The following is a 12304-nucleotide window of genomic DNA, read 5'->3' as shown; positions in this document are numbered from 1 at the left end:
GCCGCCCGGCCAGCATTGGCCACAAAAAAGGCCAGCCGCGAAGGCTGGCCTGAAAGGGTAAAGGCCTGAAGTTACTGCTGGGCAGGAATTTCCTTTACCGGGTTGGAGATAAAGTTGAGATAGACCCCTTGTTCCGGAATCTGCAGCGGGATCTGAACGGCTCCGGTGGATTTCGCGGTCTGATCGAAAAGAGCGCCGCAGGCGTCAGTATTACCGGTCAGCAGGCCACCAAGACAGGAGGTGAAATCGATAACCGCATTCGTGATGGCATCCTCGGTGGTGACCAGTACCTCGATTTCCGGCACGTTGGTATTGCGCTGCTCGATCTGCATGCGTCCGTCATCAAAGAAGGTAATCGGCCCAGCCAGCTCAAGCGTGAACGGGTAGGCATAAAGGTTGTGTTGCAGCACGCCTTCCAGCGGCACTTGCAGGTTGGGCGCATCCAGGGTTAGCTCGGCGGTGGTCTTGAATACTGGCCGGCCATCGTCGCCCTCGATAATAATGCCCGGAATGAGGCCGCTTCGGGCACAGTTCTCCTCGCAGGTTGGATCGTCTTTGGTATAGCGCATGCGCAAGATCTGGGGGCCGGTGACCTGATCGCCCAAGCCGTCGAGCACCACCGTCGCTGAAGTAGTGGCGAGCATGGTGGGGTACAGCAAAACCCCGACTCCCTGTTTGCCGGTGTCCTCATCTACTGCGGGTCCGGTGACTTCGGTGTTCAGGCCGTAGGTCTGGTAGATGAACTTGGCTTCCGGACACACGTCACCGTCGTTGCAGCCGACACTGGCGCCAGCGTTTGCGCCCAAAACCTTCGCCGTTTGACCTTGTACCGCCAATGCCGCGGAATTGGCGGAGGGTTTGTATCCGCCATTGCCATCGCTTTCATGATCGAACGGCTCAAGACAGGCGGTGCCACCCGGGGTGGGGCAGTCGACGACATAATTCGAGTTCACATCGCGGATGGGCAGATTACGCAGTGGGGTGAATACCGTTTGAACGGGGTCCGCCCCTTCAAAGTAAATAGCCAGGTCGGGACCACCGATGTCGACGTTTGACGGCTCATCGCGTTCGTCACCGGGATCGACCAGCAGATCCGTTTGCAGCGGGTTCCCAGATTCCGAGCAGATCGCGTTGGCGCAGTCATTCCTGGCGGTGGACGACGCCAGGGTATAGCGATAGAAAGCTCCGGATTCCCAGGGCTGATCAGGGAAGAAGCGAATGCGCTGGTTGTTCTTCTCCAGCCGCCCGCTGACGGCGCCTAGGCTGCTGCCGTCAGCCGCCACTTGCTCGACCTGGAAGGTTTCACCGGCCCGGATCGAGTCGAGATCCATCGATTGGGAGAACACCACCACAATGGGCCGGTCAGCCGGCAGGCTGGTGACTGGCAGGGTATCCCCGCGGGGACCATTGGGTGCGTCGTCCAAACACTGACCGTGGTTTCCTGCGTTCAGATCGACACCGGTGGTGGCACAGGGGTAGCCCGGGTAGGTGGTCAGGGCGATCGGAGATACCGTAAACACAGAGCCGTCGCCGAGTTCCGGTAGGCGGAATGCGAGGGCTTGGGATGTGGCACTATTACCGGCCAGGTCAGTCAGGCTGGAATCGATTTGAACGCTGTAGTCGACGCCGTGCTTGAGCCCACCCTTGGGGTTGATCACCACAGCGGTACCGTCCAGCTTGGTTTCGAGCTGGTCAGTGGCCAACGGTGTGCCGCCCTCAATCAGGGTGATGCCCTTGGGAATCGTGCTGGCATCCAGCGGTTCATCGAAATTAAGGATCACCGGGTCGCCGGGTCGCTGCATTGACTGTCGGGTGGCCGGAATGGCGTCCGTCGGGCCTGGCATCCAGCTGACCAGCTGTGGGATGGTGCTGTCGGGTTCATACAGTTCTTCGGCATCGAGTGCCGAGTCGGCATCGGTGGCTGCCTCGATCCGGAAGGCGATGGTGGAGTCGGTGTACTCCTGGCCCAGCAGCTCAGGTTCGACCACGCCGATGGCATCAATGGTGAGGACTCCATCCTGCACAATGGCAATGCCGCTCAATTCGACCCCGAGCAGGTCCTGGGACAGGGAGGCATTGGGCTGTGCTTCCTCGGTGTTCATGGAGACATCCATAAACAGCTTAACGTGACGTGGCGCATTGAGATCGTCGGTGTACGGGTTCGGGCTCAGGTAACCGGTGGCGTCAGAGAGCATGGTGACCTTGATGTCGCCGGTGGTTTGCATCTGACCGGTTCTGGGGTTGATCACCGGCACACTGCCATTGATCTTTACATCCAGGCTGCTGCTGGTGAGCACGCTGCCTTTCGGCACACGCAGGGGCAGGGGTTCATCGGCGTCAAAGGATGGCGCGTAGGCCAGTTCGGCGAACAGCCCGCCAGTTTGCTGGGACGGCCCGGCAACGCCCTGGAGGACCGAGTTCAGGGTGACTCCATTGATAATCTGGCCGTTGAGCCGGGATTTGCGGGCGCCGGATTCACCTGTGCCGGCGAGCAAGCCTGAGTCAATCACTTCCTGGAACAGAACTACGGTCGGGCCGGTTTCGCGGGCGGTAAACTGCTTGCTGAAATCCAGGGTTCCGCCGGTGGTGTGGCTCGGCAGAGCCTGTATCCGGAGCGTGTAGCTTTGGCCGGCGGTAAGGGCATCGTCCTTGGTGCCGCAGAGTTCCTGGGCTTCGACGGTGCAGGGGTCGACGGTTATGCGGCGGCCATCCACCAGCACGGTGGCGGGCACGGGCTCACCAGCTGAATCTTCCAGGAGGATCTGGCCGCCCATGGCCTGCCAGTTCGGATGCACCGGGTGGGTCAGTGTCAGCCGGAAAGTGGAGAAGTTCATCGGCTGGAATTCGCTATTCGGAGCCGGGACCATCTCCGCTACTGCAAAATCGCCGGCGCTGTTGTCCAGGCTGGCGATTCCGGTAAAACCGCCACGGGTAGAAAACTGAATGCCTTCAGCGCCCTGGGCGTTGGGTGTGCTGATGGTTCTGGCTTCCTCGGCCAGAAGCGGATCCTGGAATGTTACCGAGTAGTTGGTTCCGGTACTCAGGGCCGTTGCCGGCGTCAGTTTAAGACTGTGTCCGCCATCCACCTTGGTGACGGTGAAATCCACCAGGGTGGTGCCGTCTGTGACACGGATCTTGTCCTTCAGGTCGGCTTCGGTATCGGTAATAGCGTGGGAAAACCGGACCACAATGTCTGCAGCCGGGCTGATGCCGGTCTGGCCATCAGCCGGGTAGGAGTAGACCACCGAGCCCGGAGTGGTCTTGGTCACACTCTGTTCGTCGCCGCCACAGGCGGCGAGCAGAAGCGCGGGTATCAGTGCCAGAGTCTTGTTGTATTTCATGGCAGAACTTCTCCTCAAAGCTGGATGCTCAGGAATTCAGAGGCTGAAGAGGTCAGGCGCTCAGAACTTCAGGGTGATGGAGCCGCTAATGACATGAACATCGCCGTCGGCGGTCACGTCGGTCTCGTTGCCGTCGTAATCCACCAGGGTGAAGTCCCGCTCCTGAAGCTGCTGATACTGATAGCCAACATCGAGTCGAACCGGGTAGGCGAGCAGCCGGGTGCGATCGTAGGTGGCGCTCAGGCCCAGCCCGAGCACGATCTTGTCGGTATCGAGGTAGTTGAGCTCGGGGTTGCGCGTGGTCTTGAGGGGCGATTCCTCGTAGGCAACGCCGGCCCGCACTGCAAAGTTCTTGTTCAACTGGTATTCCGCACCAAGGCGGGGGATAAGAATGTCGTCGAACTGGATGCGATCGCCCGGTGATTGAGACTCCTGATCCTTGATGGTGTCAGAGGCGAATTCATCCTCGAGCTCAGACCAGTTCTGCTGCTCAATAGAGCCGCCGACTCGCCAGTTTTCCGTCCGGTACTGAGCCCCGATGCCAATGGTTTCCGGCTGGAATGAGTCAATGGTGGAGACTGCCAGGCTTAGACCCGGGTCGGGAATGGTCTGGGTCACGATGATGTTGGAGTCGACGGCGGTGGACGCAGCCGACTTGGTGCGGTAGGTCAGAGCTGTTTCCCAGCCATCCAGGAAACACTCAGAGTCGGGGCAGAAGGTGCTCCCCAAGTCCATGCTGGTGCCGAGGATGGTTTTCAGGGACGGCTCCGCATTAACGCCCAGCCGTTCCCGGCTGGTTTCACCGCCCAGGGTTGAGACTGCCTCGAGGTTAGCCGCAGCCTCCAGGGTAATTCGTACCGACGCTCCAGCGGAGATGCCCCGCCAGATTGGGGTGGCGCCACCAATGTTCAGGAACAGAGGCTCCTTGCCATACTGCAGGAACTGTCCGCTTTCAGTGGTCTCCGAGCGGAAGGCCAGCATCTCCTTGCCGTACTTCTCGACGCCGGCGATAAAACCGAGGTAGATCGGATGCTTGGAGCGGGTCAGCGAGCCAAGGTTGGTCTTCATGCCAATCAGCACGTGCTGGCTGGGTGAGTTCGAAAGGACGTCGCTGTTGGCGTTCGGATTGGCCGACCGCAACTCCTGCTCGGCGTGCAGGATGCCGGTGGTCAGTTCACCCCGGGCGTCCTTGGTGAGGTAGGCCGGGTTGTAGTAAGTGGCCGAGACCTGGTCATTAAACATGGACAGGGATTGCGCCGTCGCAACGTCGACCGGCATGACACCATAGGTAGTGCCGAGATTGCCCATGCTGGCAGCGGCAGACAGGGAAAGGCCAGAGGACAGCGTCGCAACGGCCAGAGACATCGCCCGTACTGAAGATCGGGAGGTGGAAGGCATTGATACACTCCATTATTTCGTTGTTTTTTGTTCTCGAGCCGTGACCAATCATGGAACACGGTTATTCCTTTTTTATTATCAGGGGTAGTTTATGAGGCTTTTCTGATGAGGGCGTTGGCTTTTTTGACAAAGGTTTGTGTCTGCACAACCATAATTGCCAGATTGTCGGACTAAATCTAAAAAATACAGGGATTTAAGCGAGGGAGGGGAGGACAAATTCGTTGCCAACAGTGCCAAAGCCGCTCAACCAGGGTGGTGCCAGCGCTTTGTCGGACGGAATCTGAGCTATCGTTCCGTTTTCTGATGGTCTCTGGTGACGAGCATTTCAATCTTTTGCCATGCCATTCCAACGTGATGTGTCGAAGATTTTTACACTGATACGCGAGGCTGTTCCTTCGCCGATGATTATCATGTTGAAGTTGCTGTGTTAGTTCTTTTTTGGCCTATGTTATGCCTCTTTTGAGAAGCGAGTATAAGCACAGGGCAAGTTCTTGATGGTGTTGCGATGATTCGCGGTCAGGGCCTGTGATATCGACAGGGGGAATAGTTGAATTGGATCATCCCTGCTAGGGGAGTAAATAGAATGAAGGCGTTAACAAAATCGTTGGTGATGGCGGCATCTCTCGCTTGGGTAGGCCCAGCGTCGGCGTACCTGGTAGGTCTGCAGGATGTTGGGAGTGCCGATGCATTGCTGGGACAAACCAGTAACTTGAACTCTAGCCCTACAGGTACTTGCGGCCGTGGAAACAGCCCCAGAACTGAGCTGTGTTGGATTAACAACCTTCTAGCGAGCCTGGGTAAAGCGCCAACTACCTATGAAGAGGGTAATAAGGTTGAATCCCAGTCGTATGGGAAGGTAAACGGCAGCTCTTCGGTGATTGCGTTTGAGTTGTCGAGCCCGACAGAGTATTTCTTTATCAAGAATGCGCAGTGGTACGGGTTGTTCGAAAACACGACTAATCTGAACTGGGCGGTTATCGATACGTCGGTGCTTGCTGCCGGCTTCAACTTGCCGAGAGACGGGTATACCATCAGTCACATAGCCCCCATTGGGCGCGCGGTTGAGGTACCCGAGCCTGGTACGCTGGCCATTATGGGGCTGGGCTTGGCGGCGTTGGGATGCAGGCGGCGATTCAAAAAAGCGTGATATGTTAATGAGTGAAAAAGCCCCGGTTATACCGGGGCTTTTTTGCATTAGAGCGTTATCAAAGCGCCGAGGCGAAAACAAACAGCCAAGTATCGCAAAAGAAGTGAGTGCTAAGAAGAGGATGGTGGGCCCAGCTGGACTCGAACCAGCGACCAAGGGATTATGAGTCCCCTGCTCTAACCAACTGAGCTATAGGCCCGTACACTACTTGCTGTTTTAAAAGGTGTTTCCGGGAGGGGAAACAGAGCGGGCGCCATTATACCGGTGAGGTGAGGCGCCCGCTACTGTTGTGAGCCTTATCCCTGAGGATTGCCCTGATCATCGATAAAGCCACGCAGGTGATCGGAGCGGGACGGATGGCGCAGTTTGCGCAGAGCCTTGGCTTCGATCTGACGAATGCGTTCCCGGGTAACGTCGAACTGCTTGCCGACTTCTTCCAGGGTGTGGTCGGTATTCATTTCAATACCGAAACGCATACGCAGTACCTTGGACTCACGCGCGGTCAGGCCGGCCAGTACCGAACGGGTGGCTTCACGCAGACCTTCGGCCGTCGCGGAGTCCACCGGAGACAGTGCCTGGATGTCCTCGATAAAGTCGCCCAGATGGCTGTCTTCATCATCACCGATCGGGGTTTCCATGGAGATCGGCTCTTTGGCGATCTTCAGGACCTTGCGGATCTTGTCTTCCGGCATCTCCATGCGCTCACCCAGCTCTTCCGGCGTGGGCTCGCGGCCCATCTCCTGCAGCATCTGGCGGGAGATCCGGTTGAGCTTGTTGATGGTCTCGATCATGTGCACCGGAATACGGATGGTGCGAGCCTGGTCCGCGATGGAGCGGGTGATGGCCTGACGAATCCACCAGGTGGCATAGGTCGAGAATTTGTAACCACGACGGTATTCGAACTTGTCGACGGCCTTCATCAGGCCGATGTTGCCCTCCTGGATCAAGTCCAGGAACTGCAGGCCGCGGTTGGTGTACTTCTTGGCGATGGAGATAACCAGTCGCAGGTTGGCCTCAACCATTTCCTTCTTGGCGCGGCGGGCCTTGGCTTCACCGATGGAAACGCGACGGTTGATTTCCTTGACGTCGGCCACGTCCAGATCTACTTCGGTCTGAACGTTCTGGATGCGCTTCTGCAGGCGAACGATCTCGTCAATGCGCTCTGACATGGGCGCGGCGTACGGCTTCTTGCTCCGGCCAATCTTTTCGGCCCAGTCCAGATTGGTTTCGTTACCCGGGAAGGACTTGATGAAGTCCTTCCGTGGCATTTTGCAGTCGCGGACACAGATTTGCATGATGGCGCGTTCGTTCTCGCGCACCAGCACGTTGGTGGAACGGACCACGTTGACCAGCTCGTCGAAGGCTTTGTTGGCCAGCTTGAACGGGGCAAATACTTGGCCCAGTTCGTTCAGTGCTTCCTGGGTTTTCTTGTCACCACGACCGTGCTTGGCCAGCGCCTTGTCGGCTGCTTCCAGTTTTTCGGTCAGCAGTTCGAAACGCAGCCGGGTCTCTTCAGGATCCGGGCCGCTTTCGGTTTCTTCCTCGTCATCATCGTCATCGTCGGATGAAGCGCTGGAAGTGTCAGTGCTGGCGGCCGGGGTTTCCTCGCCCATGAACGGCTCAGCGTCGTCGGGATCCAGGAAACCGGTGACGATGTCGCTGATGCGGCCTTCGTTTTCGATAATGCGGTTGTACGCCTGAATCACGGTGCCCGCGGTGCCCGGGAAGTGGGCAACGGCCGCCATGACGTCACGAATGCCTTCCTCGATGCGCTTGGCGATAACAATTTCGCCTTCACGGGTCAGCAGTTCTACGGTACCCATCTCACGCATGTACATGCGCACTGGATCGGTGGTGCGGCCAGCATCGGTTTCAACTGCAGCGAGCGCGGCTGCGGCTTCGGCGGCAGCGGCTTCGTCCGCAGTGGAGTCGCCTTCGGTCATCAGCAGAGTATCGGCATCCGGTGTTTCTTCGGTTACCTGGATACCCATGTCGTTGATCATGCGAATGATGTCTTCGACCTGATCCGGATCGGCAATGTCTTCCGGGAGGTGGTCGTTTACCTCGGCGTAAGTCAGGTAACCTTGTTCCTTGCCTCGTGCAATGAGGTCTTTTAAACGTGATTTTTGCGAATTGCCTGACATAGACACCCTGTGAACTCGCTTTGAGAAGGAAAAAAGTGAAACAGCCATTATAGCTGTCGCTCGGTCGCACTGCCACCGAATGGTTAGATGGTGATCAATGCGTCTAGTTTCAAGTCCTGTTACTCCTGAGTGCCACTACTCAGGGTTCGTAATTCTTTGCGTTCCTCGGCTGTGAGGTTCGAGAAATTGCGCAACAGAGCCGCAAGCCGCTGTTGTCGCGATGATTCTTCGTTCGGGCTCAGCAGTTCCCGTGCCGCCTCCAGCGTGCTCTCCCTGGCCGGAATGTGCTCAATGCCATCGAAAAGATGGAAAAAGCGATCTCGGGCCTGGCCATCAAGGGCCAGGCAGCGCACCAGTGATTTCCGATCTCGGACTTCCTGATCGAGAATCCAGCTGGCGAAGTTGCGGGCCTGGGTAAACTGGCGCGAACTCCGCGACAGCTCGACCACTTCGGTGGCCATTTCCGGCGCTTCCAGCAAGGCCAGGCACAAGATGCTGTCTTTGCTGAGTTTTACGTCGATGCGCTCTTCGGTAACCCGATCCCGTCGACCGTCTTTCCAGTTTCCGCCCTGATTTTTCGGCCGGCTTTGCCACTGATTGCGGCCGCCGCACAGCCGGAGCATCTCGTGCCACATGGCATCCCGCAGGGTGCTCTTCGGCATCTTGTTCAGCAGCGGCTCTACCCGGGCCCTTAACTCGCCCCGATGTTCCGGAAGCTGCAGGTCCAGACCCTCACTCTGCCGGTCGAACAGATAGCGGGACAGTGGAGTGGCACCGTCAATTCGTGCCTGGAACGCCTCCGGGCCTTCCTTGCGCACCAGCGTGTCCGGATCCTCGCCCTGAGGCAGCATCAGGAATTGCAGATGCATGCCGTCGGCCATCAGCTCAAGCGCGTTGTCCATGGCGCGGTCAGCGGCACGGAACCCGGCCTGGTCGCCGTCGAAACAGAACACAATGTGCCGCACCTGCCGGAGCAGGGCGGTCAGGCTGTCCTGGTTGGTTGCCGTGCCCAGCGTTGCGACGGCGTAGTGAATGCCGTGCTGGGCCAGGGCAATGACATCCATGTAGCCTTCAACAACCAGCAGCTTGTCCAGTTGCCGTATCGCCTGTTTGGCTTCGAACAGGCCGTATATTTCCCGGCTCTTGTGAAAGACATCAGACTCCGGAGAGTTGATGTACTTGGCCTTGTCGTCACCCAGGGTCCGACCACCAAAGGCAATGGTTTTGCCCCGGCTGTTGCGGATCGGGAACATGACCCGATTGCGGAACAGATCCCGGGGCCGTCCGTACTTGTCGGAGACCGTGCCGGTTTCCACCAAAGGGCCTTTCAGGTCCTTGCTGGCGGCGTCGAACAGGGCAGTCCCGGCCGAAGGCGCGTAACCAATCTGGTACTGCTGCACGATGGCGTCGTCCAGGCCCCGCTGTTGCAGGTAATCCCGGGCGTAGGCGCCTTGCTGGCTGGTCAGTGCGGACTGATAGAACCGGCTGGCAAAATCGAGCGCATCGGTCAGCGTTCGGGCCTGCTGGATCTCCTGCTTGGCGGCCTTGTCGTAAGGCACCTCCAGGCCGGCCCGCTTGGCCAGTTCTTCAACGGCTTCGGTGAAGCCTATGCCCTCGAATTCGCGAATGAAACTGATGGCATCGCCATGGGCGCCACAGCCGAAGCAGTGGTAAAAGCCCTTGTCCGGACGCACGTTGAAGGACGGCGTCTTTTCATCGTGAAACGGGCAGCACGCCTTGTAATTCGCGCCGGCTTTCTTGAGAGTGATGCGAGAACCGATCAGCTCTGCCAGATCGAGACGATCAAGCAGGTCTTCAACAAAACGTTGAGGGATCAGTCCACTCATGGAGACTCCAGATCAACCGGGACTTGTGTCGGGTTCAGCCATAGCCAAAAATGCCGCCGAAGCCAGGCCTCGGCGGCATTTTTGAAGTCGCTCTGTGCAGCCTGCGGCTGAACAGGCAATCAGTGCTTTGCAGTCAAGCGGCGTCGATATAACTTAGTACAGACGCTCGAACTTGCGCTGTTCCCGCTGAAGCTTCTTGAGATGACGCTTAACGGCAGCGGCTGCTTTGCGCTTACGAACAGCGGTCGGCTTCTCGTAGTGCTCGCGACGACGTACTTCAGAAAGTACACCCGCTTTTTCGCAGGAACGCTTGAAGCGACGCAGTGCTACGTCAAACGGTTCATTCTCTTTCACTTTAACAGCTGGCATTCGGAAATCACCTACCTGATAGATTCGGTTTCAATGTAATCCGCCTGGCAGCGCCAGACCGGTTCGATCCCTGGTCAGATTGGCTAAAACTCGACCAGTGCATATTTTAGGGCGGCAATGATAGCGCCTGGGTTATGGCAAGGTCAATGATTGTTCAGATGAATCTGACAGGGCGTTTCGGGTTTCTGCTAAAATGCGGCGTTTTCCACACATGCCTATTAACGTGGCCCGGATATTATGCTGATTCTCGGTATTGAAACTTCCTGTGATGAAACCGGCGTGGCCCTGTTCGACAGCGAGCAGGGGCTGTTGGCGCACGCCCTGTTCAGTCAGATCGACATGCACGCCGATTACGGCGGCGTGGTGCCTGAGTTGGCATCGCGTGACCATGTGCGCAAGCTGCTGCCGTTGTGCGATCAGGTGTTGGCCCAGGCCGGCAAGGTTCGGGCGGACCTGGAAGGCATTGCCTACACGGCCGGGCCGGGCTTGGTCGGTGCGCTGATGGTTGGTGGCTCGGTTGCTCACTCTTTGGGGTTTGCCCTGGGGGTGCCAGTTCTGGGTGTGCATCACATGGAGGGTCATCTGCTGGCGCCAATGCTGGAGGACAATCCGCCCGCCTTTCCGTTTGTCGCGTTGCTGGTGTCGGGTGGTCACACCCAGTTGGTCCGGGTAGATGGTATTGGTGCTTACCAAATGCTGGGTGAGTCCGTGGATGACGCCGCCGGCGAGGCTTTCGATAAAGCCGCCAAGATGCTCGGGCTGGATTACCCCGGCGGGCCGCGGGTTGCGGCACTGGCTGAGAAAGGAACGCCGGGCCGCTATCGATTCCCGCGCCCGATGACCGACCGCCCCGGCCTGGATTTCAGTTTCAGTGGTTTGAAGACCTTTACCCTGAATACCGTCAGTGCAGCCCGGGATGCGGACGGTCTCGATGACCAGACCCGCGCCGACATCGCCCTGGCGTTCGAAACCGCCGTGGTTGAGACCCTGACCATCAAGTGTCGGCGAGCCCTTGAGCAGACCGGCTGCAAGCGTCTGGTCATTGCTGGTGGTGTCAGCGCCAACAAGCGCTTGCGCGCCGCCCTGGAAGCCATGACCGCCAAGCTGCAGGCTGGGGTGTTCTACGCCCGGCCGGAATTCTGCACCGATAACGGGGCCATGATTGCCTATGCCGGCGCCCAGCGCTTGCGGGCAGGGCAGCGGGATGGTGAGAAGATTGTTGCGGTACCGCGCTGGCCGATGAACACCCTGCCGGCCATTACTGAGCCGCGCTCAGCCGGTTTGGTGGATTAGCCCACGCCTTGTGCTGGCGGGCAATTGACGCGTTAAAGACCGGCTTCCCGGCCCTGAGCCAGCCTGATCAGGTTATTCCGGTGCCGAACCACGATCAGCAGCGCCAGCAAGCCAAACAAGGCCAGGGTGTCGGGTTCGATCAGGGCGCTGATGATCGGACCGGAGACGATGGCGATTAGCGACGCCAGTGCCGAGATGCGACAGCGCCAAATCACCAGCAGCCAGATGGCTGCCATCAGCGAGGTGGTTATCGGCGCTAGGGCCAGGCCTGCGCCCAGTGCAGTCGCCACGCCTTTGCCACCCTTGAAGCGGTAGAACACGGGAATCATGTGTCCGGTAACGGCACACAGTGCCACTATGGCTTGCGCCATCACCGACAGCCCCAGATTGTGGGCCAGCCAGACGGGGAGCCAGCCTTTGGCTGCATCCAGTGCCAGTGTTATCAGGGCAGGCCCCCAGCCGCCGGTGCGGTATACATTGGTGGCACCAGGATTGCCAGAACCCTGTGCCCGTGGATCGGGCAGCGCCCACAGTCGGCACACCGGCAGCGCAAACAGCACCGAGCCGGCCAGGTAGGCGGCAAAGCAGAGCAGAACGGTGACAACCGGGTCGCTGGACAGTGTGGTGGCGAGTGCGGAAGGGAGGCTCATGGTGTCGGCTCGAAGGCGGAGACGTCTCAGGGTGTAGTATGCGAAAATGCCGACCCAGTAAAACAGGCCAGCGTTATCACAGTATCCGTTGGTTGTGCGTTATTCAATCAGCAAA

Annotated in this window: 7 protein-coding genes, 1 tRNA gene and 1 pseudogene; 2 read left to right on the top strand and 7 right to left on the bottom strand. The window is 58.5% G+C overall.

All coding sequences use genetic code 11. The features are described from left to right. Positions 1–71 precede the first annotated feature (71 nt). Both FGO67_RS00200 and aupA read right to left on the bottom strand, forming a co-directional pair. On the bottom strand, positions 72–3341 hold the full coding sequence (locus tag FGO67_RS00200; protein WP_203298742.1) for an Ig-like domain-containing domain: 3270 nt from the start codon (positions 3339–3341) through the stop codon (positions 72–74). Positions 3342–3401: 60 nt separating this feature from the next. Further along, complete coding sequence (aupA, locus tag FGO67_RS00195; RefSeq protein ID WP_203298741.1) at positions 3402–4739, bottom strand: alkane uptake protein AupA; 1338 nt, start codon at positions 4737–4739, stop codon at positions 3402–3404. A gap of 1054 nt (positions 4740–5793) precedes the next feature. Here aupA and FGO67_RS17320 point away from each other — a divergent pair. Continuing rightward, positions 5794–5886, top strand: a pseudogene (locus FGO67_RS17320) (PEP-CTERM sorting domain-containing protein); the annotation flags it as partial. A gap of 122 nt (positions 5887–6008) precedes the next feature. Here FGO67_RS17320 and FGO67_RS00185 read toward each other — a convergent pair. The 4 genes from FGO67_RS00185 to rpsU all read right to left on the bottom strand — a co-directional run bounded on the left by FGO67_RS00185 (position 6009) and on the right by rpsU (position 10246). Next, positions 6009–6085: transfer RNA gene (locus tag FGO67_RS00185), tRNA-Ile, on the bottom strand. Positions 6086–6182: 97 nt separating this feature from the next. Then, on the bottom strand, positions 6183–8030 hold the full coding sequence (gene rpoD / locus FGO67_RS00180) for an RNA polymerase sigma factor RpoD (RefSeq protein WP_203298739.1): 1848 nt from the start codon (positions 8028–8030) through the stop codon (positions 6183–6185). Positions 8031–8149: 119 nt separating this feature from the next. Continuing rightward, positions 8150–9877 carry a DNA primase gene (gene dnaG / locus FGO67_RS00175; protein WP_203298738.1) on the bottom strand — a complete coding sequence of 576 codons (1728 nt, stop codon included), beginning with the start codon at positions 9875–9877 and terminating at the stop codon, positions 8150–8152. Between the two features lie 153 nt (positions 9878–10030). After that, entirely contained in the window at positions 10031–10246 is a 216-nt protein-coding gene (rpsU, locus tag FGO67_RS00170; RefSeq protein ID WP_007153483.1) for a 30S ribosomal protein S21, read from the bottom strand. Positions 10247–10483: 237 nt separating this feature from the next. Between rpsU and tsaD the strand changes: the two genes are divergently transcribed. Beyond that, a complete protein-coding gene (gene tsaD / locus FGO67_RS00165) occupies positions 10484–11539 on the top strand; it encodes a tRNA (adenosine(37)-N6)-threonylcarbamoyltransferase complex transferase subunit TsaD (RefSeq protein WP_203298737.1) in 1056 nt (351 codons plus the stop codon). 32 nt (positions 11540–11571) lie between these two features. Here the strand turns inward: tsaD and plsY are convergent, their stop codons facing one another. Next, positions 11572–12189 carry a glycerol-3-phosphate 1-O-acyltransferase PlsY gene (gene plsY / locus FGO67_RS00160; RefSeq protein ID WP_203298736.1) on the bottom strand — a complete coding sequence of 206 codons (618 nt, stop codon included), beginning with the start codon at positions 12187–12189 and terminating at the stop codon, positions 11572–11574. Between the last annotated feature and the right edge of the window lie 115 nt (positions 12190–12304).

Source organism: Marinobacter sediminum, from assembly GCF_016820575.1.
Lineage (GTDB): Bacteria > Pseudomonadota > Gammaproteobacteria > Pseudomonadales > Oleiphilaceae > Marinobacter > Marinobacter sediminum.
The sequence above is the reverse complement of the archived record's forward strand: the minus strand, read 5'-3'. Positions and strand labels throughout refer to the sequence as shown.

Coding starts and splice junctions, on each gene's coding strand:
- rpoD (WP_203298739.1), bottom strand. CDS start 8,030: ATGTCAGGCAATTCGCAAAAATCACGTTTAAAAGACCTCATTGCACGA.
- rpsU (WP_007153483.1), bottom strand. CDS start 10,246: ATGCCAGCTGTTAAAGTGAAAGAGAATGAACCGTTTGACGTAGCACTG.
- dnaG (WP_203298738.1), bottom strand. CDS start 9,877: ATGAGTGGACTGATCCCTCAACGTTTTGTTGAAGACCTGCTTGATCGT.
- plsY (WP_203298736.1), bottom strand. CDS start 12,189: ATGAGCCTCCCTTCCGCACTCGCCACCACACTGTCCAGCGACCCGGTT.
- FGO67_RS00200 (WP_203298742.1), bottom strand. CDS start 3,341: ATGAAATACAACAAGACTCTGGCACTGATACCCGCGCTTCTGCTCGCC.
- aupA (WP_203298741.1), bottom strand. CDS start 4,739: ATGCCTTCCACCTCCCGATCTTCAGTACGGGCGATGTCTCTGGCCGTT.
- tsaD (WP_203298737.1), top strand. CDS start 10,484: ATGCTGATTCTCGGTATTGAAACTTCCTGTGATGAAACCGGCGTGGCC.